Genomic DNA, 17,584 nt, shown 5'->3' on the forward strand with positions numbered 1-17,584 from the left:
AAATGGCATTGCTGTCATATTCGAACGTCTCACGACGTCGTCATCGCGACGGAACCATCAGCGGCGCCCTATGGCCCAGCCAACCCGAAATCTTCTCCATCTGCGCGGCGAAGGACAAAAGCGTCTCCTCGTCGCCCGGACGGCCGGCGGCCTGGATGCCGAGCGGCAGGCCGGCCTCCGTGACATGGACGGGCAGCGCGATCGACGGCTGGCCGCTGACATTGTGGATCGCCGGCCAGTGCGTGAACAGAAGGCTCTTGTCCATCAGCTGGCCGAACAGCGGCTTGAGCTTCAGCAGGGGCGTCAGGTGAAGCTTGTCGAGCAGGTTCTCGATCAGCTCGTCGGCGCCTTTCGGATCCATGGCGCCGCAGGCGAGCGGCGGGTGGGCGATGATCGGCATCAGCACCGCATCATAATGCGCGGTTTCCTCGATCATCCGCCGCGAGGCGGCATGGAGCCGCTGCAGGCCGGCATAGGTCTCGCCGGCCGAGACCATTTCGCCCAACCGGCCCAGCACCCGCGTGGCACGCTCGATGTCACCGGTGACGGAACGGCCGACGCGCAGCGCTTCCGCCCGCAGCATGCCGGCGACGGCCGAAGCAACCGTCCTGCAGAAGTCGGCGAAGAAGTCACGGTCGATGAAGGGCAGGTCGATGTCCTCCACCGTATGGCCGCCCTCTCGCGCAAGCGCCACCGCCATGTCGAGCGCTTTCATTGTTTCGGCCGAGATCGGCAGACCAAGCGGCGACTTGCGATAGACGGCCAGCCTCAACTGGCCCGGATCGCGCGCGGCGGCGGCGGCGAACGTGCCCTTCGGCGGCAGCGCGGCATAGGGCGACGAGGAGTCCGGGCCATGGGTGAGGTCGAGCAGCAGTGCGGTGTCGCGCACCGAGCGGGTGACGGCGTGGTCGACCACCATGCCGTACCAGCTTTCGCTCACCAGCGGCGTCAGCGGGATGCGGCCGCGCGAGGTCTTGAGGCCGACCAGGCCCGTGCATGCGGAAGGCACCCGGATCGAGCCGCCGCCATCGGAGGCATGCGCCACCGGCACCACGCCGGCGGCGACGAGGGCTGCCGCACCGCCCGACGAGCCGCCGCTGGTGTGGCCGGTATTCCATGGATTGCGGGTGATGCCGAAGGCCTTTGATTCGGTCATCAGCCGCAACCCGTGTTCCGGCGAGGTCGAGGTGACGATCGGGATTAGCCCGGCCGCAAGGTAACGGTCGGTCATCACCGAATTGACGCCGGGCACCCAGGCGGGAATGCGGCTGCCGCCATGCGACGGCACGCCCTTGACGGCGATGCCGAGGTCCTTGATGGCGAAGGGCACGCCGGCCAGCGGCAGGGAGCGGTCGATGGTCCTGGCCCGCGCTCGCGCGGCCTCGTAGAGCGGCTCGGCCGTGGCATTGATTTCAGGCCGCGTGGCCTCGGCGCGCGCGATCGCCGCTTCGGTCAGCTCGATCGCCGACAGTTCGCCCCTGCGCACCAGATCGGCGAGGCCGGTTGCGTCTTCTTCCCAAAGGGTCCGTTCGACCGACATCAGCGTTTCCCACTTTTGGCCAAGCTAGCCAGCGGCGATTCCCTTGGCAATCGAAGCCGCTACCTAATGCCGGAGCTTCAGGTGCACGGAATATTTCCGGCGTTGCAAATACAACGCAATCGCCTAATTTGGCTCGCATGACGCCGCAGGACATCTCGAAGCTGATCGTCCGGACTTCGATGAAGGATCGGGCTGCGTTCGATCTGCTCTACCGGCAGACCAGCGCGAAACTTTTCGGCGTCTGCCTTCGTGTATTGAACGATCGGGGAGATGCGGAAGAAGCGTTGCAGGAAGTCTTCGTCAAGATATGGACGAAGGCGGATCGTTTTGCTGTGTCCGACCTGAGCCCGATCTCCTGGCTGGTGGCAATCGCACGCAACCACGCGATCGATCGCATCAGGGCGCGGCGCAAGCCTGCCGCCGATATCGATGCCGCGCTAGACGTGGCCGATCCGGCGCCGGGACCTGAAGCGATGGCGGTGGCGGGCGATGAATCCGAACGCATCCATCATTGTCTCGATGAGCTGGAAAAGGACCGGGCGGCGGCCGTCCGGGGCGCTTATCTCAAGGGCGAAAGCTATGCCGAACTGGCGGAACGCCACGGCGTGCCGCTGAACACGATGCGTACCTGGCTGCGCCGCAGCCTGTTGAAACTCAGAGAATGTCTGGAAAGATGACGCTGGCAGAGGACAATGGACCGGAACGTGGAGGCGACGACCTGTTCGCCGCCGAATACGTTCTTGGCGTTCTGCCGGCGGAAGAGCGGCAGATCGCGATCAGCCGCATCGATACCGAAGCCGAATTCGCACGGCTCGTCGACGGCTGGGAGGTTCATCTCTCGCCACTGGGCGCGGCGTATCCGGAGGTCGAGCCACCGGCTTCGGTGAAGCCGGCGATCGACCGCCGGCTTTTCGCTTCGACGGCTGCGATACAATCCGAGGCACGCGCCGGCCTGTGGTCCAGCCTTGCCTTCTGGCGCGGTCTTGCCGTCGCGGCTGTTGCCGCCCTGGCTCTCTATGTCGCCGTGCCCTACGTCAATCGGCCTGCTGAACAGCCGCAGGCGCGGCTTGTCGCCTCGCTGGCCGCCGACGGCAGCGACGTAAAATATCTCGCCGTCTATGATTCCGAGCGGCATGAGGTCAGCCTTTCGCATGTTTCCGGCACGCTCGCTTCCGGCAAGGACTTCGAGCTTTGGATGATCGAGGGCAAGAACGCCCCGGTCTCGATGGGCGTCATCCCCGCCGGTGCGACCGCGCATATCGGGGTCTCGCCCGCCACGCAGCAGAAACTGGCGCAAGGCGCGGTGCTGGCTGTCAGCCTCGAGCCGGCCGGCGGCTCGCCGACCGGGCAGCCCACCGGCCCGGTGGTTGCCGCGGGCGACTTGAAGAGCATCTGACCGGTATCTCCTCGTAGCGAAGCCGTCTCCAGAATATTTCAGATTTATCTCATGTCACACATGTTTAAACAGGCATGTGTGCCGGCAAACTGTTGCGCGGAACAAATCTCTTTGCCCGGACGAATAAATTAGAAATTCAAAAATATTCTGAAACTCCCGCGATTGTGTTCCGTATCTCCTCGCGTCCCCAAAAATGGGAAGAGAAACCCGAGGAGTTTGAACATCATGCGTAGATTCGCCACCCTTTTGCTCGCCGGTACGATCGCTGTCTCCGCGCTTGCCACCGCTGCCTATGCCGAAAACCCGATGGTCGGCGGCGCCGCCATGTATGCCAACAAGACCATCGTCGAGAATGCCGTCAATTCGAAGGATCACACGACGCTGGTCGCCGCCGTCAAGGCTGCCGGCCTGGTCGAGACCCTGCAGGGCGCCGGTCCGTTCACCGTGTTCGCGCCGACCAATGAGGCCTTCGCCGCGCTGCCGGCAGGCACGGTCGACACGCTGCTCAAGCCCGAGAACAAGGACAAGCTCGTCAAGATCCTGACCTGCCATGTCATCGGCGCCAAGGCGATGGCTGCGGACGTGGCCTCGATGGCCAAGGCTGACGGCGGCACGCACAAGGTCAAGACGGTCGGCGGTTGCGAGCTGTCGCTCAAGGCCGATGGCGGCAAGGTCACCGTCACCGACGAGAATGGCAATGTCGCCAATGTGACGATCGCCGATGTCGAGCAGTCCAACGGCGTCATTCACGTCATCGACAAGGTTCTTCTGCCGAAGATGTAACAAAGGGCTTGCCGCGCACGAAGTTGCAGCAAGAGCTCTCCGTCGATCGCGTCGTCTCGCTCCCGTGATGCGCAATCGACACGCATGCTCCGCGCCGCCCACGGTAACCCGTGGAACGGCGCGGAGTGTCGTTCGAGGGCAAACCGTCACCGGCTTTTGATTTCTGCGTGGCGGTATAGTTTGGCAAAAGACAAGACAGGAGGAACTGGCCATGAACCGTCGCGACTTTCTTTTGAGCGCCATCGGCGTCGTCGGGGCCGCGTCAACCCTGCTGCGCATGAGCAGCCCGCAAGCCGCGCAGGCGGCCGAGAAATTCGAGATCACCAAGACTGATGACGAGTGGAAAGCGATCCTGTCGCCGGCCGCCTTCGACGTGCTGCGCAAGGAGGGCACGGAGTATCCCGGCACCAGCCCGCTGCTCAACGAGCACCGCAAGGGCATTTTCGCTTGCGCCGGCTGCGACCTGCCGGTCTATCCCTCGGAGACGAAGTTCGATTCCGGCACCGGCTGGCCGAGTTTCTGGCAGGAGATCGCCAACGGCATCGGCAAGACCGAGGACCGGTCGCTTGGCATGACCCGCACCGAGGTGCATTGCCGCCGCTGCGGCGGCCATCTGGGCCATGTCTTCGACGATGGCCCGGCGCCGACCGGCCTGCGCCATTGCATCAACGGCGTGGCGCTGACCTTCAAGCCCGCCACGGCCTGAACAGACTATACATGCAAAAAACTCCGGGTCTTGCGGCCCGGAGTTTTTTTGCGCTGTCAGGGTTTCGGGCGTGGACTGGAGGAGCTTCCCGAAACCGCTGCCGGCGGATGGTATTTTTGCTTTGACGCAATTCCGGACGGAAAACCGCTTCACACTTTTCCTGGAATTGCTTTAATGCCCGCCGCCACCACCGCCTCCGGGCGCAGCCGGCTTCTTGATCAGCATGGTGAACAGGCCGAGCGTCGCGAACAGCACGGTCAGCATGTAGAACACGTCGATGAAGGACAGCAGCGCCGCCTGCTGCTGGACCATGCCCGACAGCTTGGAGATCGCCGCACTGGTCGCATCGAGGCCCGTGGTCTGCTCGAAATTGAGCGTCATGTTCTGCAGCTTGGTCTGCGCGGCCGCACTGCCCCACTGCACATGCTCGGAGAGCCTTGCATAGTGGAAGGCGTTGCGATCGATCAGCACGGTGTTGATGAGGGCGAGGCCGACGGCACCGCCCAGATTGCGGGTGAGGTTGAACAGGCCGGACGCATTCTTCAGCCGGTCTGGCGGCAAGGTGCCGAGCGCGATGTTGTTGATCGGCACCATGCACAGCATCATCGAACAACCGCGCAGGATCTGCGGGATGAGCAGCTCGTAGAAATCCCAGTCGGCGGTCAGATGCATCATCCACCAGGTTCCGGTGGCGAAGCCGAAGAAGCCGATCATCATCATCAGCCGCAAATCCATCTTGCTCGACAAGATGCCGGAGATCGGCGCGGTGACGAACATCGCCAGGCCGCTGACGAACAGCGCCTCGCCGATCATCATCGAATCGTACCCCCGGATACGGCCGAGGAAGACCGGATAGAGATAGGTCAGGCCGTAGAGGCCGATGCCGATGACGAAGGAGAACAGCGAGCCGAAGGCGAAGTTGATGTTGCTGAACGCCCTGAGGTCGACGATGGGTTCCTCGGCGGTGAAAACCCGCCAGAAGAAGATCACCGCGCCGACCGTCATGACGATGGCGCAGATGAACACCCCCTGGTCCTGCAGCCAATCATTGTTCGGGCCTTCCTCAAGCACATATTCCATGCAGCCCAGGAAGGCCGCCATGCCGGCGAGGCCCCACCAGTCGAACTTGTTGAACAGCTTGAGATTGGGCTTGTCGAAATCGATCAGCGACCAGGCGGCGGTCGCCACCAGGATGCCGGGCACGACATTGACCAGGAACAGCCAGTGCCATGAAAAAGCGTGACTGATATAGCCGCCGACGGTCGGACCGATGGTCGGCGCCAGCGTCGCCACCAGGCCGATCATCGGCGAGACGATGGCGCGGCGCGAAGGCGGGAAGATGGTGAAGGCAGCGGCAAAGACGCTCGGGATCATGCCGCCGCCGATGAAGCCTTGCACGGCGCGGTAGACGATCATCTGGTCGATGTTGGTGGCGGTCGCGGCAAGGGCGCTGGCCGCGGTGAAGCCGGCGGCGGCGATGGTGAACAGGACGCGCGTCGACAGCATGCGGCTGAGGAAGCCCGACAGCGGGATCATGACCACCTCGGCGATCAGATAGGCCGTCTGCACCCACGGGATTTCGTCGGAGCTGGCGCTGAGGCCCGCCTGGATCTCGGACAGCGAGGCCGAGACGATCTGGATGTCCAGGATCGCCATGAACATGCCGAACACCATCGCCAGGAAGGCGATGATACGGCGTGTGGAAATGGTGTCGGGGACCGCCGGCCGTGCCGGCGGCGCTCCTGCGGTGATTGTTGCGGTTGCCATTGCGTGAGCCTCCTTGAGGCAGGCCGGGCGGCTCAGTGCTCAATCAGCCACCGAGCCGCCCTCCGAAAGCGCTTAGTTGGTCGTGGCGACAGGTGCGGTGCGGCTGTCAACGTTGACGACAACGCTCAAGCCAGCGCGCAGCTTGCCGGTCTTCAGGGCCTCGGCCGGGACGTCGATGCGCACCGGGACGCGCTGCACGACCTTGGTGAAGTTGCCGGTGGCGTTTTCCGGCGGCAGCAGCGAGAAGACCGCTCCCGAAGCCGGAGCCAGTGACGAAACGGTTCCCTGGATGGGCTGGCCGTCGATGGCATCGACCGCGATGTTGACCTTTTCGCCGGGAACCAGCCGGGCAAGCTGCGTCTCCTTGAAGTTGGCGACGATGTAGAGCTTGTCCATCGGCACGACGACGGCGAGCTTCTGGCCGGGGCTGACGAGATCGCCCTGCTCGACCGAGCGGTTGCCGACGACGCCGTCATAAGGCGCCTTGAGCACGGTGAACGACAGGTCGCGCGCGGCCTTGTCGCGGTTGAGCTGCAAGGAGGCAAGCGTGCTCGCCGACTCGGCGCGCTGCGCCTCGAGCACACCGATATTGGCCTGTGCGGCGGCGATCTGGGCGTCGGCACCGACGAGAGCGGCATTGGCCTGATCGAGCGCGGTCTGGGCGTCGTCCAGCTGTGCCTGCGTGCCGACATGGGTCTTGACCAGCTGCGCGGCGCGCTGCTGGGCACGGGCGGCATTGTCGGCCGCGGCCTGATCGGCGACCTTCTGCGCCTGCGCCTGCTGCAGGGAAGCCTGCGCGGCCTTGGTCTGGGCGTCGATCCGGTCGAGCGTCTTCGACAGCGTGGCTATCTGCGCCTCGGCCTGGGCGACAGCGATCTTGTAGTCGCCATCGTCGATGGTCAGCAGCGGATCTCCAGCCTTGACCAGCTGGTTCTCGCTCACCTTGACCTGGTCGACATAGCCGGAAATCTTGGGCGAGACGAACGCCATGTCGGCCTGGACATAAGCGTCGTCGGTCGAGATCATGAAACGGCCCGTGGTCCAGTAGTCGTAGCCGTACCAGGCGCCGCCGCTCAGCAGGGCAAGGCCGATGATCGGCAGCAGGAAGGATCGCACCGAGCGCTTCTTCTTGGCCGGAGCTTCAGCCGCCGGCGGCGGTGCGACCGGCTGGATCGGAATCTCCGGTGCTTCCGTCGCCGGAGCGACCTTGGCGTTGGGGAAAGGGCGGACTTCGGCTGACGTGGGCGCGTTCGAGGACATGACATCTCTCTAAAGTGATAATACTGAACCGTTCGGTTCGATCTGGCCGTTGACATAGCGTGAAAAGAGGACCATATCAAGAGGCAATCGAACCGGTTGGTTCGAATTATTTCGAGGTGTCACCCCATGGCCGAAACCAAAGCCGAAACCTCAGCCAGTATTGAAAAGGAACAGTGCGACCTGCTGGACAGCCTGCGCCGCGGACGCCCGGCGGCCGGACAGGATCCGGTCAAGCGCAGCCAGATCATCGATGGCGCCCGCCGTGTCTTCATAGACAAGGGCTTCGAGGCCGCCTCGATGAACGACATCACGCGCGAAGCCGGCGTGTCGAAAGGCACCATCTATGTCTATTTCGCCAACAAGGAAGAGCTGTTCGAGGCGCTGATCGAGGAAGAGCGCGGCACCATCTTCAAGAACATGTACGACATGCTCGACCGTGCAGACGACCTGCGCCAGACGCTGGTCAAGTTCGGCAAGGTGCTGTCCATGAAGATCACCTCGGCCAAGGTCATCCAGGCGCAACGCACGGTCATCGGCGCCTCCGACAGGATCCCCGACATGGGCGCGCGTTTTTACGAACGCGGGCCCAAACGCGGCCATGACAAGGTGGTGGAATTCCTCAATGCCGCCATCGAACGCGGCCTGCTCGAGATCGACGATGTCGATCTTGCCGCCTACCAATTCACCGAACTTTGCCTGGCCGGCCTTTTCCGGCAGTGCATCTTCGCCTACCGGACCAAGGCGCCGAACCAGGATGAGATCGACCACATCGTCCGGTCGGGCGTCGGCATGTTCCTGAAGGCCTACGGCACCGAAAGGCTCGCCGAGGAGGAAAGCCACCAGATGATTGCCCTAGAGGCCAAGGCATAGGGCCAGCAGGGTTCATCGGGACCGGCCCGCTCCCTGCCCTAACCGCCATTGGCGGCAAGCACGATCGCGGCCTGCAATTCCTCCAGGCCCTCGCCCTTTTCCGATGACGTGGCTAGGACGAACGGAAACGCCGCCGGGCGCTTCTTGATCTTCTGCAGCGTCTCCTCGATCAGCCGCGGCACGCCGGCGACCTTGATCTTGTCGGTCTTGGTCAGCACGATCTGGTAGGACACCGCCGCCTTGTCGAGCAGCGACAGCACTTCGTCGTCCTTGGCCTTGATGCCGTGGCGGGCATCGATCAGCACATAGACCCGCTTGAGCGTGACGCGGCCCTTGAGATAGTCGAAGACCAGCTTGGTCCATTCGTCGACCTTCTCCTTGGGCGCGGTGGCGTAGCCGTAGCCCGGCATGTCGACCAGCGCCATCGGCGGCAGGTCGGCGCCCTCGCCCGAAAATCCGTCCGGCACGAAATAGTTGAGTTCCTGCGTGCGCCCCGGTGTGTTGGAGGTGCGCGCCAACCCCTTCTGGTTGACCAGAGCGTTGATCAGCGAGGACTTGCCGACATTCGAGCGGCCGGCGAAGGCGATTTCCGGCGGCCCTTCCGGCGGCAGGAATTTCATGGCCGGCACGCCGCGGATGAAAATCCACCCGCGCGTGAACAGGTCGGTGCCGATCACGGTGCTGTTTTGAGCGTTCAAGCTGCTGCCTCCAGAAGAGAGATATCGGCGCCCCTGATGGCATCGAGGTTGCGGCCGATCTTGTCCACCGGCCAATCCCACCATGCCAATGCCAGAAGCCGCCTGATCGTCCTGTCGTCGAAACGCATCTTCACCATCTTGGCCGCGTTGCCAGCAACAATCGCATAGGGCGCCACATCGTGCGTCACCACGGATTTGGCGGCGATGATGGCGCCATGGCCGATTTCCACGCCGGGCAGGATCACCGCCTCCATGCCGATCCAGACATCGCTGCCGACCACCGTGTCGCCGCGCACCTCACTCGACCATGTCGCCGGGTCAAAGCCCTTTTCCCAGCCATGGCCGAAAATGTTGAACGGATAGGTCGAAAAGCCGGACATTGCGTGGTTGGCGCCGTTCATGATGAAGCGCGTGCCTTCGGCGATGGCGCAGAACTTGCCGATGATGAGCTTGTCGCCGATGAAGTGATAGTGGTGCAGCACGCATTTGCGCGCGAATTGGTCCGGCCCGTCCGGGTCGTCATAATAGGTGAAGTCGCCGATCTCGATGTTCGGCTCCGTCACCAGCGGCTTCAAGAAGCCGACACGCGTGTGCATCGGGATCGGATGCTTGATGTCGGGGTTGGGTCCGTCCATATCGGTTCGTCCGGGAATTGGCAGACAGGCGCATCCGCAGCCGGAGGCGCCTGGTCAAAATAACGTGATCCGCCCTATAGCACCAATCGGCCTGAGAGCCAGTCTCCCGTGGCGAGCAAGCTCATTTGTTGCCGCGGCAGATCACGATCGGATTGGACAGCGCGCTGTCGAAACCACTGCCCTGGTAGACTGTGACATTCGAGGCTCCGGGCGGCAGCAGGAAGGTGCCTTCGACGACTTTCTGGTCGCCTGATGCCATGTGGAGAGCCCAGCTAAACGTGCAGAATTGCGGCGGTGCCTTGGGTTCCACATGGCTGCAGTTCAGTTGCGCGCCGCCCAGCATCGCGGCGCCACCGCAACTGACCGCATCCTTCGCAACCGCCACGCCCGGGCATCCGACAAGCGCCGTCACGGCTGCGATCCTGATCCAATTCATCGTCGAAATCCTTGCCGGAAAATTCGCGCCGCGAGGCGCCTTCTTCGCACCGTGGCCCATGAAATTTTTCTTCCGCGCGGCTTAGTGCGTCTTGCGCGCGCCGTCCAGCAGGATTATGTGCATGATGATAATAAGCATGCTCACGAAAAGTTGTCCATAGATCCTGACCTCCTCCCATGTCTCCCTCGCCAAATATCAGCTTCGTGCTGCACGACGTTGCGCGCTTGCTTCGGAAGCGGTTCGAGCAGCGTTCACGGACATCGGGGCTGACCCGCGCCCAATGGCAGGTGCTGGCCTATCTTTCGCTGCATGAAGGCATTCACCAGAACAAGCTCGCCGACCTCATCGAGATCATGCCGATCACGCTTGCGCGGCTGCTCGACAAGATGGAGGCGCGCGGCTTCATCGAGCGCCGGCCCGACCCCACCGATCGCAGGGCCTGGCTGCTTTACCTGACCCCGCGGGCCCATCCGCTGCTCGAGACCATGCGCGGCAACGGCCAGAAAACACGAGACGAGGCCTTCGCCGGCCTTTCGTCTGAAACACAGCAGCATCTGCTGCAAACCCTAAGCTTGATCAAATCCAATCTGCTCGCGGCTTGCACCCAGCCAGCCGTCGACCGGGAGAACGTACATGGCTGAATCAACATCCCCAAAGAAGCCTGCCGAGGATGACTCTTCAAAGGGTCGCGCCGGCGACCAGATCATCCTGCTGGACAGTGAGCGCGAACAGAGGCGCGCCAATGTCGTCATCGACAATGACGAGCTGGAAGCTCCCGTTGCACTGGAGCCCGCGGCACTCGAGGCTCCGGCCAAGGAGCCGCAGCCACAGCAGGCCCCTGCCGCCCTTGCCCCTCCTGATCCTGCCCCGGCCAAGCCGAAGCGCGGCCTGACGCGGCCGGTGCTTTTTGCCCTGCTTCCCGTCGCGCTGGCCGTCGGCGGCTATTATTACGTTACCGGGGGCCAGGTGATGACGACCGACAATGCCTATATCCAGGCGCAGTCGCTCGGCGTGTCCACCGACGTCTCCGGCACCGTGCAGGAGATCGACGTGCACGAGAACCAGGCTGTAAAGAAGGGCGACGTGCTCTTCCGCCTGCGGCCGGCCTCGTTCGAAACCGCTCTTGCAGCCGCCCAGGCCCAGCTCGGGACCGTGCGCAACCAGGTGCTGACCCTGCAGGCAAGCTACCAGCAATCGCTGTCGCAGATCGAGCAGGCCGAGGCCGACATTCCCTATTACGAGGCCGCCTTCCAGCGGCAGCAGGATCTGCTCAAGACCTCGACCGCCTCCAAGGCGACTTTCGACAGCGCCCAGCACGACCTCGTCGCCGCGCGCCAGAAAGTGTCCGTCGCCAAGGCGCAGGCGCAGGCCATGCTTGCCCAGCTGGGCGGCGATGCCAGCCAGCCGGTGGAAAAGAACCCCTTCTACCTGCAGGCCCAGTCGGGCGTCGATGACGCGCAGCGCAACCTCGGCGATTCGGTGGTCAAGGCGCCGTTCGACGGCATCGTCACCAATGTCGACGCGCTTCAGGTCGGCAAGTATCTGCCCGCTTCACAGCCGGCCTTCAGCCTGGTTTCGTCGACCGATCTGTGGATCGAGGCGGAGCCGAAGGAAACCGAGTTGACCTATGTGCGGCCGGGACAGACGGCGACGATCAGCGTCGACACCTATCCGGGCGCCGTCTGGCACGGCACCGTCGCCTCGATCAGCCCCGCCTCGTCGTCGAGCTTCTCGCTGCTGCCGGCCCAGAACACCACCGGCAACTGGGTCAAGGTCGTGCAGCGCATCCCGATGCGCGTGACGGTTGACGATCCCCAGGGCAAGCCCCCGCTGCGCGGCGGCATGAGCGCCGTGGTCGACGTCGAGACCGGCCATGCGCGCGGCCTGCCGGACTTCGTCACCAACCTCCTGAACCGGTTCGGACAGAAATCATGAGCAACGCGTCCGCGGCAGGTGCCACAGCGGTGGTCGCCAATCGCGGCGCCATCACAGCTTGCGTGATCCTGGCCGTCATCATGCAGGCGCTGGACACGACCATCGCCAATGTGGCGCTGCCCTACATCCAGGGCAGCGTGTCGGCCAGTGCCGACCAGATCAACTGGGTGCTGACCTCCTACATCGTCGCGGCGGCGGTGATGACACCGCCTTCGGGCTACCTCGCCAACCGTTTCGGGCGCAAGCGCATCCTTTTGACCTCGATCACCGGCTTCGTGGTCGCCTCGGTCCTGTGCGGCTTCGCGCAGTCGCTGCCGCAGATCGTCGGCTTCCGCCTGCTGCAGGGGCTGTTCGGCGCGGCCCTGGTGCCGCTGTCGCAGAGCATCCTGCTGGACATCTACAGCGTCGAGGAGCGCGGCTCGGCGATGGCGCTGTTCGGCGTTTCGGTGATGGTCGGGCCGGTGCTGGGGCCTGTCATCGGCGGCTGGCTGACCGAGAATGTCTCCTGGCGCTGGGTGTTCTACATCAACGTGCCGATCGGCGCGCTGGCCTTCGCGGGCGTGTCCCTGTTCGTGCTGGAAACCAAGCTGGACATCAAGGCAAGGCTGGACTGGCTGGGTTTCGGCATGCTCAGCATCACCATCGCGGCTTTGCAGATGTTTCTCGATCGCGGCGAGCAGCTCAACTGGTTCTCCTCATCCGAGATCATCGTCGAGGCGCTGATCTGCGCGTCGGCCTTGTACATCTTCCTCGTCCACACCTTCACAGCCAAGAACACCTTCGTGAATCCGCGGCTCTTCCTGGACAGGAATTTCGCCGTCGGCATGGTCTTCATCTTCATCATCGGCATCACCTATCTCGCCTCGCTGGCGCTGATGACGCCCTACCTGCAGACGCTGATGGGCTATCCGGTGGTGACGGCCGGCATCGTCATGGGGCCGCGCGGCCTTGGCACGATGGCGTGCATGTTCCTGGTCGGCAAGCTGATCGGCAAGGTGGATACGCGATGGCTGCTGCTGATCGGCCTGCTGATCACCGCCTGGGCGATGTACGACATGACCGGCTGGACCCCCGATGTCTCGCAATGGACGATCATCAGCACCGGCTTCGTCCAGGGCGCAGGCCTGGGCTTCCTGTTCGTGCCGCTGACCACCATCACCTTCGCCACGCTGGCACCGGAACGGCGCGCGGAAGGCACCGGGCTCTACAACCTGTCGCGAAACATCGGCTCGAGCGTCGGCATATCGGTGGTCACCGCGCTGTTGACGCAGAACGTGCAGATCAACCATGCCAACATCGCCACCTATGTGACGCCCTTCAACCAGGCGTTCAGCAACCCGGCGATCGCGCAGGCGATGAACCCCTACACCGCCGCCGGCCGGGCCGCGCTGGACGGCGTGGTGACACTGCAGGCGACGATCATCAGCTATATGAACGACTTCAAGCTGATGATGATCCTGTCGCTGGCGGCCATTCCCCTGGTGCTCCTGCTGCGCAAGCCCGGCACGCCGGCCAAGGTCGACCACAGCGCCGTCATGGAGTGAGGCCGGGGTCCGGCTGACCGCGCCGGGACCAGCCGGCACATATCCCGCAAAAAGAAACCGGGGCCCTGTGAGGGACGACAGGACCCCGGCCTCGCCGATACGGCTTCCCAAGAAACCTGGCACCTCGACATGAGGCGGGGACGGCAGGCCGATAAAGCCCCAAGACCTGCCGCTGCCCCTTTCGCCGGAAGCCGCTACTTCGGCAAGAGCACCTTGTTGACGACATGGATGACGCCGTTCGACTGGTTGACGTCGGCGATGGTCACCTTCGCCTCGCCGCCGGATTCATCCATGATGTAGAGCTTGCCCTTCTTGACCTCGGCGGTGAGCGTGTCGCCGGAGACGGTCTTCATCTCGTATTTGCCGCCCATCGCCTTGGCCTTCTTCATCATTTCGGCGCCCGAAATCTTGCCGGCCACTACATGCGCGGTCAGCACCTTGGTGAGCTGGTCCTTGTTTTCAGGCTTCAGCAGCGTGTCGACGGTGCCCTTCGGCAATGCCGCGAAGGCTTCGTTGGTGGGTGCAAAGACCGTGAACGGTCCGGCGCCCTGCAAGGTATCGACCAGGCCGGCGGCCTTTACGGCGGCGACCAGCGTCGTGTGGTCCTTGGAATTGACAGCGTTCTCGACGATGTTCTTGGTGGTGTACATCGGCGCGCCGCCGACATTCGGGTTCTTGGCGTAGGCAGGAGCGGCAATCGCCACGCTGGCGACAAGGGCCGAAATGGCGATGGTCCTGAATGATGGCAAGCGCATGTGGTCTTCCTCCGGGTGAGGGCTGATCGGAATTGATAGCCTTTGGAAACGCACACGCAGTCACGTCCCGCGACCGCTTGCAGTTTCGCCGATCACGGGAACGTGAACTAACCCAAATAAGAATCGGGCTTGCCCACGACCAGTTATTGGCGGCGCTTCCGAAGGCAATTCCGTGGCGCGGCCTATCGGCAATCCGGCGAATGCTAGATTGCCGACAGCACGGCGAGGTCGCCCGAGCGCCAGACGTTGTCGACGATCGTCCGCTGGATGAGCCAGCCCTCCCCGCTCCTCACCAGCTCTACATCGTACCTGTTCTTCATCAGATAGTGTTTTGTGGCATCGTGCCGAGGCACATGCTGCGCTTCAACGAGCGCATCGAGGCGAGCTGTGTCACCGTCGATCGTGACACGGGCGTTGGTCACCGAATGCGTTGTGTCCAGCGATGCAAGGGAGGTTGTGAGCGCCGCGACGATACCATCTCTACCCTCAATAACCGGATATTCGAATCCGGCCTTGGCGGCTGCCGGACGAAAATCCGACACCGCGTCCCGTGCGAGCGAGGACGCGAGAAGCTCCTTGTCGCGAAGATCGATGCCGGCGGCAAAACGATAGAGGGCTTCGACAACCGCGAGCTTGTCCGCGGCCTGGTGGGCGAATGATGGGGAGGTTGTCATAATCGTTTTCCTTGTCATGCCGGAGGTTCACGAAATGAGAACCTTCCCTCGCGTCAGCACTTCTGGAAGTGCCAACCGTTGCGTCTGATGGTGCTGTCTATTCGAGATCCGCATCGATGCGCGCGATCAAGCCTTCCGAGTTGATCGCGATCTTCAGGACTCCGATCTCGTGGCCAAAATCGCCGGTGAAATCGAGGCGGGCCACAGCATTGAAGCCGTCCAGTTCCTCGATCGACAGAAACTTGCCGCAGGTGTGGTACCCGACGAAGAAACGCTCGAGGTAGACACGGACGCCATCACTGCCCACGAACGCATCGCCAACCGAAACGTCATCGATGACCGCGTCGAACGCAAACAGCTCCAACGCGCCCTCGATATCGAAGGCGTTGGTGATTTGGATAAAGTTCTCGACGAGCTTCCGCATGATCGCTCCTCAGATGTCGACAATGTTGGTGTCGGCGATCGTTTCGGCGAAACCATTGCCGAACAATCCAGCGGGGGTCTGGAAACCGGCGCGAACCTCGCCTGCCAGAACCCGGCGTCCGGCCTCGGCTGCCGCAACCGCGGTGAAGGTATAGCCGTTGACCGTGTCGAGGCGCGCACGGGTCACCTCTCCGTCCGCATCTGTGACCTCGACGACCGCCTGATAGCGGTTTGCCAATCGTTCCGCTTCGCTCGGTCCGTCGGGAAGCAGTGAGAGATCGCCTTGCGGAAAACCGTCTCCGGTCACATGCACGAAAGTCTCGATGTCGGGAACAGCGGTTGCCTGCCAGATCGTGATGAGATCGGGAAGCGTCACCTGGAAGCAGTCGACGGGGCCCTTGCCGAAATCGAAGCTCTTGATGTTGCCGGCAGCACGGCCGACAAGCTTGCCTTCCACACGCCCGAGGGTCTGAGCCGTCAGGTTTTCCGTGGCGCTGATCGCGGAACCACGCGAGAGGCCGCCCGCGACATGCAGCGCGATCCTGATCTTGCGGGGCTGTTTCACCCTGGCTACCGCGCGTCCGGCCAGACTGCCGAGCATAGCGACGCTGCCACCACCGCCCGGCATCAGCATGACGCCCGCCGCCTTCGCCTCATCGTCGAGCCTTTCGGCCAGACGATAACTGTCGAGTTCCGCCGCGGTGTCGAGATAGTGGATGCCGTTGCGGATGGAAGCCCGCATCAGGGGATCGGCCGTCCGCATGAAGGGACCGGCACAATTCAGGATAACGGAGATGTCACTCAGAGCCCGGTTGATCGCCGCGGCACCGTCGAGGGCGAAGACCCGGTACTCGACGCCAAGTTCCGCGGCGAGCTTGACCAGCGGCACTTCACTGCGTCCTGCGAGGACGACGGGGGTTCCAGCGATCCTCGCGCGTTCGGCCGCCATGCGACCGGTGTATCCGGTCGCACCGTAGATCATCAGTTTTTTCATTTCAGTGCTGCCATTCCTTGTAGACGAATTCGAGGCTGTAGCCGTCGGGGTCGCGGACCTGAGCGGCGTAATAGCGAGGGTCGTAGTGAAGCTGCGGTCCGGGCGGATGGATCTCCAAGGCGCCCGCGGATATCGCTGCGGCAAAGGCGGCGTCGACCTGGCCCGCGCCATTGGCAACGAAGCCGACATGGGCGGCACGGCCTTCGACGACGCCCTTGCGGAGCCAGAAAAACACCCGGCCGTTTGCGCCAAAACCCTTGAGATCGGGATGGCCCGGAGGGCCATCCTTTCCGTCGTAGTCGCCGGCGTGGACAATCCCGAGGGGCGCGAGTGCCTTCTCGTAAAAGGCAATCGAGCGATCGATGTCGCTCACCGATATGAAGACATGGTCGAGCATGGCGCTCTCCTTTGCACTAGATGACATAGCCGCCAGCGACCTCGATGTTCTGGGCGTTGATCCAGCGGTTTTCCTCGGACAGCAGGCTGGCGATGACGCCGCCGATCTCTTCGGGTTCGCCGACGCGGCCGAGCGCGGTCTGGCCTGCAAGCAGGGCCTCGAATTCATCATTCAGGCCGCCGCCCAGTTCGGTGCGGATGGCCCCTGGAGCAATGGAGTTCGCCCTGATCCGGCGATCGCCGAACTCCTTGGCCATGTAGCGCGTCAGAACTTCCAGGCCTCCCTTGAACGAGGCGTAGGGAGAGACGCCCGATGTCGCGACACGGCTGGTGGCGCTGGTCAGGTTGACGATATGGCCACCGTCTTCCATCAACGGCAGCAGGGCCTGGGTCAGGAAAAATGGACCCTTGAGATGCACGTTGAACAGACCGTCGAACTGTTCCTCGGTCACGGTCGGGATCGGAGCATAGAGACCGTATCCGGCGTTGTTCACGAGGTAGTCGAACGTTTGACGCCCCCAGACCGATTGAAGCTGCACGCTCACCGCATCCCGGAATTCAACAAATGAGCGGCTGTTGCCGACGTCGAGTTTCAAGACGACGGCTTTGCCACCTTTACCGGTGATCTTGCCAGCAACGTGCTCAGCCTGCCCTGGACTATTGTTGTAGGTGACGATGACGCCCATGCCGCGCTCGGCGCATCTGATGGCGGTGCTCGCGCCGAGGCCGCGGCTGCTCCCGGTAACGATGACGATCTTCATATGCCTCTCCT

20 protein-coding genes are annotated in these 17,584 nt (G+C 63.2%); 8 read left to right on the forward strand and 12 right to left on the reverse strand.

Annotation, left to right across the window (positions count from 1 at the left end):
• Nucleotides 1–40: 40 nt before the first annotated feature.
• A complete protein-coding gene (locus AC07UC_RS03470; protein WP_494904044.1) occupies nucleotides 41–1,540 on the reverse strand; it encodes an amidase in 1,500 nt (499 codons plus the stop codon).
• 137 nt (nucleotides 1,541–1,677) lie between these two features.
• Here AC07UC_RS03470 and AC07UC_RS03475 point away from each other — a divergent pair, with 137 nt between their 5' ends.
• The 4 genes from AC07UC_RS03475 (at nucleotide 1,678) to msrB (ending at nucleotide 4,425) form a co-directional block, all read left to right on the forward strand.
• Nucleotides 1,678–2,217, forward strand: coding sequence for a sigma-70 family RNA polymerase sigma factor (locus AC07UC_RS03475; RefSeq protein WP_140770757.1), 540 nt, complete (start codon nucleotides 1,678–1,680; stop codon nucleotides 2,215–2,217).
• On the forward strand, nucleotides 2,214–2,936 hold the full coding sequence (locus AC07UC_RS03480; protein ID WP_140771377.1) for an anti-sigma factor: 723 nt from the start codon (nucleotides 2,214–2,216) through the stop codon (nucleotides 2,934–2,936). Before AC07UC_RS03475 ends, AC07UC_RS03480 begins: the two co-directional genes overlap by 4 nt.
• A 225-nt stretch (nucleotides 2,937–3,161) precedes the next feature.
• Nucleotides 3,162–3,719: a fasciclin domain-containing protein gene (locus AC07UC_RS03485; protein ID WP_056573615.1), complete on the forward strand. Its 558-nt coding sequence runs from the start codon at nucleotides 3,162–3,164 to the stop codon at nucleotides 3,717–3,719.
• 211 nt (nucleotides 3,720–3,930) lie between these two features.
• Nucleotides 3,931–4,425: a peptide-methionine (R)-S-oxide reductase MsrB gene (msrB, locus tag AC07UC_RS03490; protein WP_494904047.1), complete on the forward strand. Its 495-nt coding sequence runs from the start codon at nucleotides 3,931–3,933 to the stop codon at nucleotides 4,423–4,425.
• A 171-nt stretch (nucleotides 4,426–4,596) separates the two neighbouring features.
• On the opposite strand, the gene AC07UC_RS03495 is transcribed toward msrB, so the two are convergent.
• On the reverse strand, nucleotides 4,597–6,192 hold the full coding sequence (locus tag AC07UC_RS03495) for a DHA2 family efflux MFS transporter permease subunit (RefSeq protein ID WP_202325087.1): 1,596 nt from the start codon (nucleotides 6,190–6,192) through the stop codon (nucleotides 4,597–4,599).
• Nucleotides 6,193–6,264: 72 nt separating this feature from the next.
• The gene (locus tag AC07UC_RS03500; protein ID WP_494904048.1) at nucleotides 6,265–7,452 is read right to left on the reverse strand and encodes an HlyD family secretion protein; all 1,188 of its coding nucleotides are present in this window, start codon (nucleotides 7,450–7,452) and stop codon (nucleotides 6,265–6,267) included.
• Between the two features lie 126 nt (nucleotides 7,453–7,578).
• On the opposite strand from AC07UC_RS03500, the gene AC07UC_RS03505 reads away from it, so the two are divergent.
• Nucleotides 7,579–8,322 carry a TetR/AcrR family transcriptional regulator gene (locus tag AC07UC_RS03505; RefSeq protein WP_140770765.1) on the forward strand — a complete coding sequence of 248 codons (744 nt, stop codon included), beginning with the start codon at nucleotides 7,579–7,581 and terminating at the stop codon, nucleotides 8,320–8,322.
• Nucleotides 8,323–8,360: 38 nt separating this feature from the next.
• Here the strand turns inward: AC07UC_RS03505 and yihA are convergent, their stop codons facing one another.
• From yihA to AC07UC_RS03520, 3 genes are all read right to left on the reverse strand, one after another.
• Nucleotides 8,361–9,020, reverse strand: a complete 660-nt coding sequence (yihA, locus tag AC07UC_RS03510) for a ribosome biogenesis GTP-binding protein YihA/YsxC (protein ID WP_056573631.1) — start codon at nucleotides 9,018–9,020, stop codon at nucleotides 8,361–8,363.
• Nucleotides 9,017–9,655 (reverse strand): CatB-related O-acetyltransferase, encoded by a 639-nt coding sequence (locus AC07UC_RS03515; RefSeq protein WP_494904049.1) that lies wholly within the window; start codon nucleotides 9,653–9,655, stop codon nucleotides 9,017–9,019. Before AC07UC_RS03515 ends, yihA begins: the two co-directional genes overlap by 4 nt.
• Before the next feature lie 121 nt (nucleotides 9,656–9,776).
• Complete coding sequence (locus tag AC07UC_RS03520; RefSeq protein ID WP_494904051.1) at nucleotides 9,777–10,091, reverse strand: hypothetical protein; 315 nt, start codon at nucleotides 10,089–10,091, stop codon at nucleotides 9,777–9,779.
• A 176-nt stretch (nucleotides 10,092–10,267) separates the two neighbouring features.
• On the opposite strand from AC07UC_RS03520, the gene AC07UC_RS03525 reads away from it, so the two are divergent.
• From AC07UC_RS03525 to AC07UC_RS03535, 3 genes are read left to right on the forward strand one after another with little or no spacing between them, the layout of a single operon-like run.
• On the forward strand, nucleotides 10,268–10,732 hold the full coding sequence (locus tag AC07UC_RS03525) for a MarR family winged helix-turn-helix transcriptional regulator (protein ID WP_140770769.1): 465 nt from the start codon (nucleotides 10,268–10,270) through the stop codon (nucleotides 10,730–10,732).
• Nucleotides 10,725–12,026 (forward strand): HlyD family secretion protein, encoded by a 1,302-nt coding sequence (locus tag AC07UC_RS03530; RefSeq protein WP_494904052.1) that lies wholly within the window; start codon nucleotides 10,725–10,727, stop codon nucleotides 12,024–12,026. Before AC07UC_RS03525 ends, AC07UC_RS03530 begins: the two co-directional genes overlap by 8 nt.
• Complete coding sequence (locus tag AC07UC_RS03535; protein WP_494904053.1) at nucleotides 12,023–13,570, forward strand: DHA2 family efflux MFS transporter permease subunit; 1,548 nt, start codon at nucleotides 12,023–12,025, stop codon at nucleotides 13,568–13,570. Before AC07UC_RS03530 ends, AC07UC_RS03535 begins: the two co-directional genes overlap by 4 nt.
• Before the next feature lie 194 nt (nucleotides 13,571–13,764).
• On the opposite strand, the gene AC07UC_RS03540 is transcribed toward AC07UC_RS03535, so the two are convergent.
• From AC07UC_RS03540 to AC07UC_RS03565, 6 genes are all read right to left on the reverse strand, one after another.
• Nucleotides 13,765–14,325, reverse strand: coding sequence for a fasciclin domain-containing protein (locus AC07UC_RS03540; protein WP_140770775.1), 561 nt, complete (start codon nucleotides 14,323–14,325; stop codon nucleotides 13,765–13,767).
• 203 nt (nucleotides 14,326–14,528) lie between these two features.
• Nucleotides 14,529–14,999 carry a nuclear transport factor 2 family protein gene (locus tag AC07UC_RS03545; protein WP_140771379.1) on the reverse strand — a complete coding sequence of 157 codons (471 nt, stop codon included), beginning with the start codon at nucleotides 14,997–14,999 and terminating at the stop codon, nucleotides 14,529–14,531.
• Nucleotides 15,000–15,096: 97 nt separating this feature from the next.
• Nucleotides 15,097–15,423 (reverse strand): Cif family virulence factor, encoded by a 327-nt coding sequence (locus AC07UC_RS03550; protein WP_140770777.1) that lies wholly within the window; start codon nucleotides 15,421–15,423, stop codon nucleotides 15,097–15,099.
• Nucleotides 15,424–15,432: 9 nt separating this feature from the next.
• Nucleotides 15,433–16,416: a saccharopine dehydrogenase family protein gene (locus tag AC07UC_RS03555; RefSeq protein WP_494904056.1), complete on the reverse strand. Its 984-nt coding sequence runs from the start codon at nucleotides 16,414–16,416 to the stop codon at nucleotides 15,433–15,435.
• A gap of 1 nt (nucleotide 16,417) precedes the next feature.
• The gene (locus AC07UC_RS03560; protein ID WP_140770780.1) at nucleotides 16,418–16,813 is read right to left on the reverse strand and encodes a VOC family protein; all 396 of its coding nucleotides are present in this window, start codon (nucleotides 16,811–16,813) and stop codon (nucleotides 16,418–16,420) included.
• Nucleotides 16,814–16,829: 16 nt separating this feature from the next.
• Complete coding sequence (locus tag AC07UC_RS03565) at nucleotides 16,830–17,573, reverse strand: SDR family NAD(P)-dependent oxidoreductase (protein ID WP_140770782.1); 744 nt, start codon at nucleotides 17,571–17,573, stop codon at nucleotides 16,830–16,832.
• Nucleotides 17,574–17,584 lie beyond the last annotated feature (11 nt).

It is taken from the genome of Mesorhizobium sp. GW821-FHT04C10, from assembly GCF_059420305.1.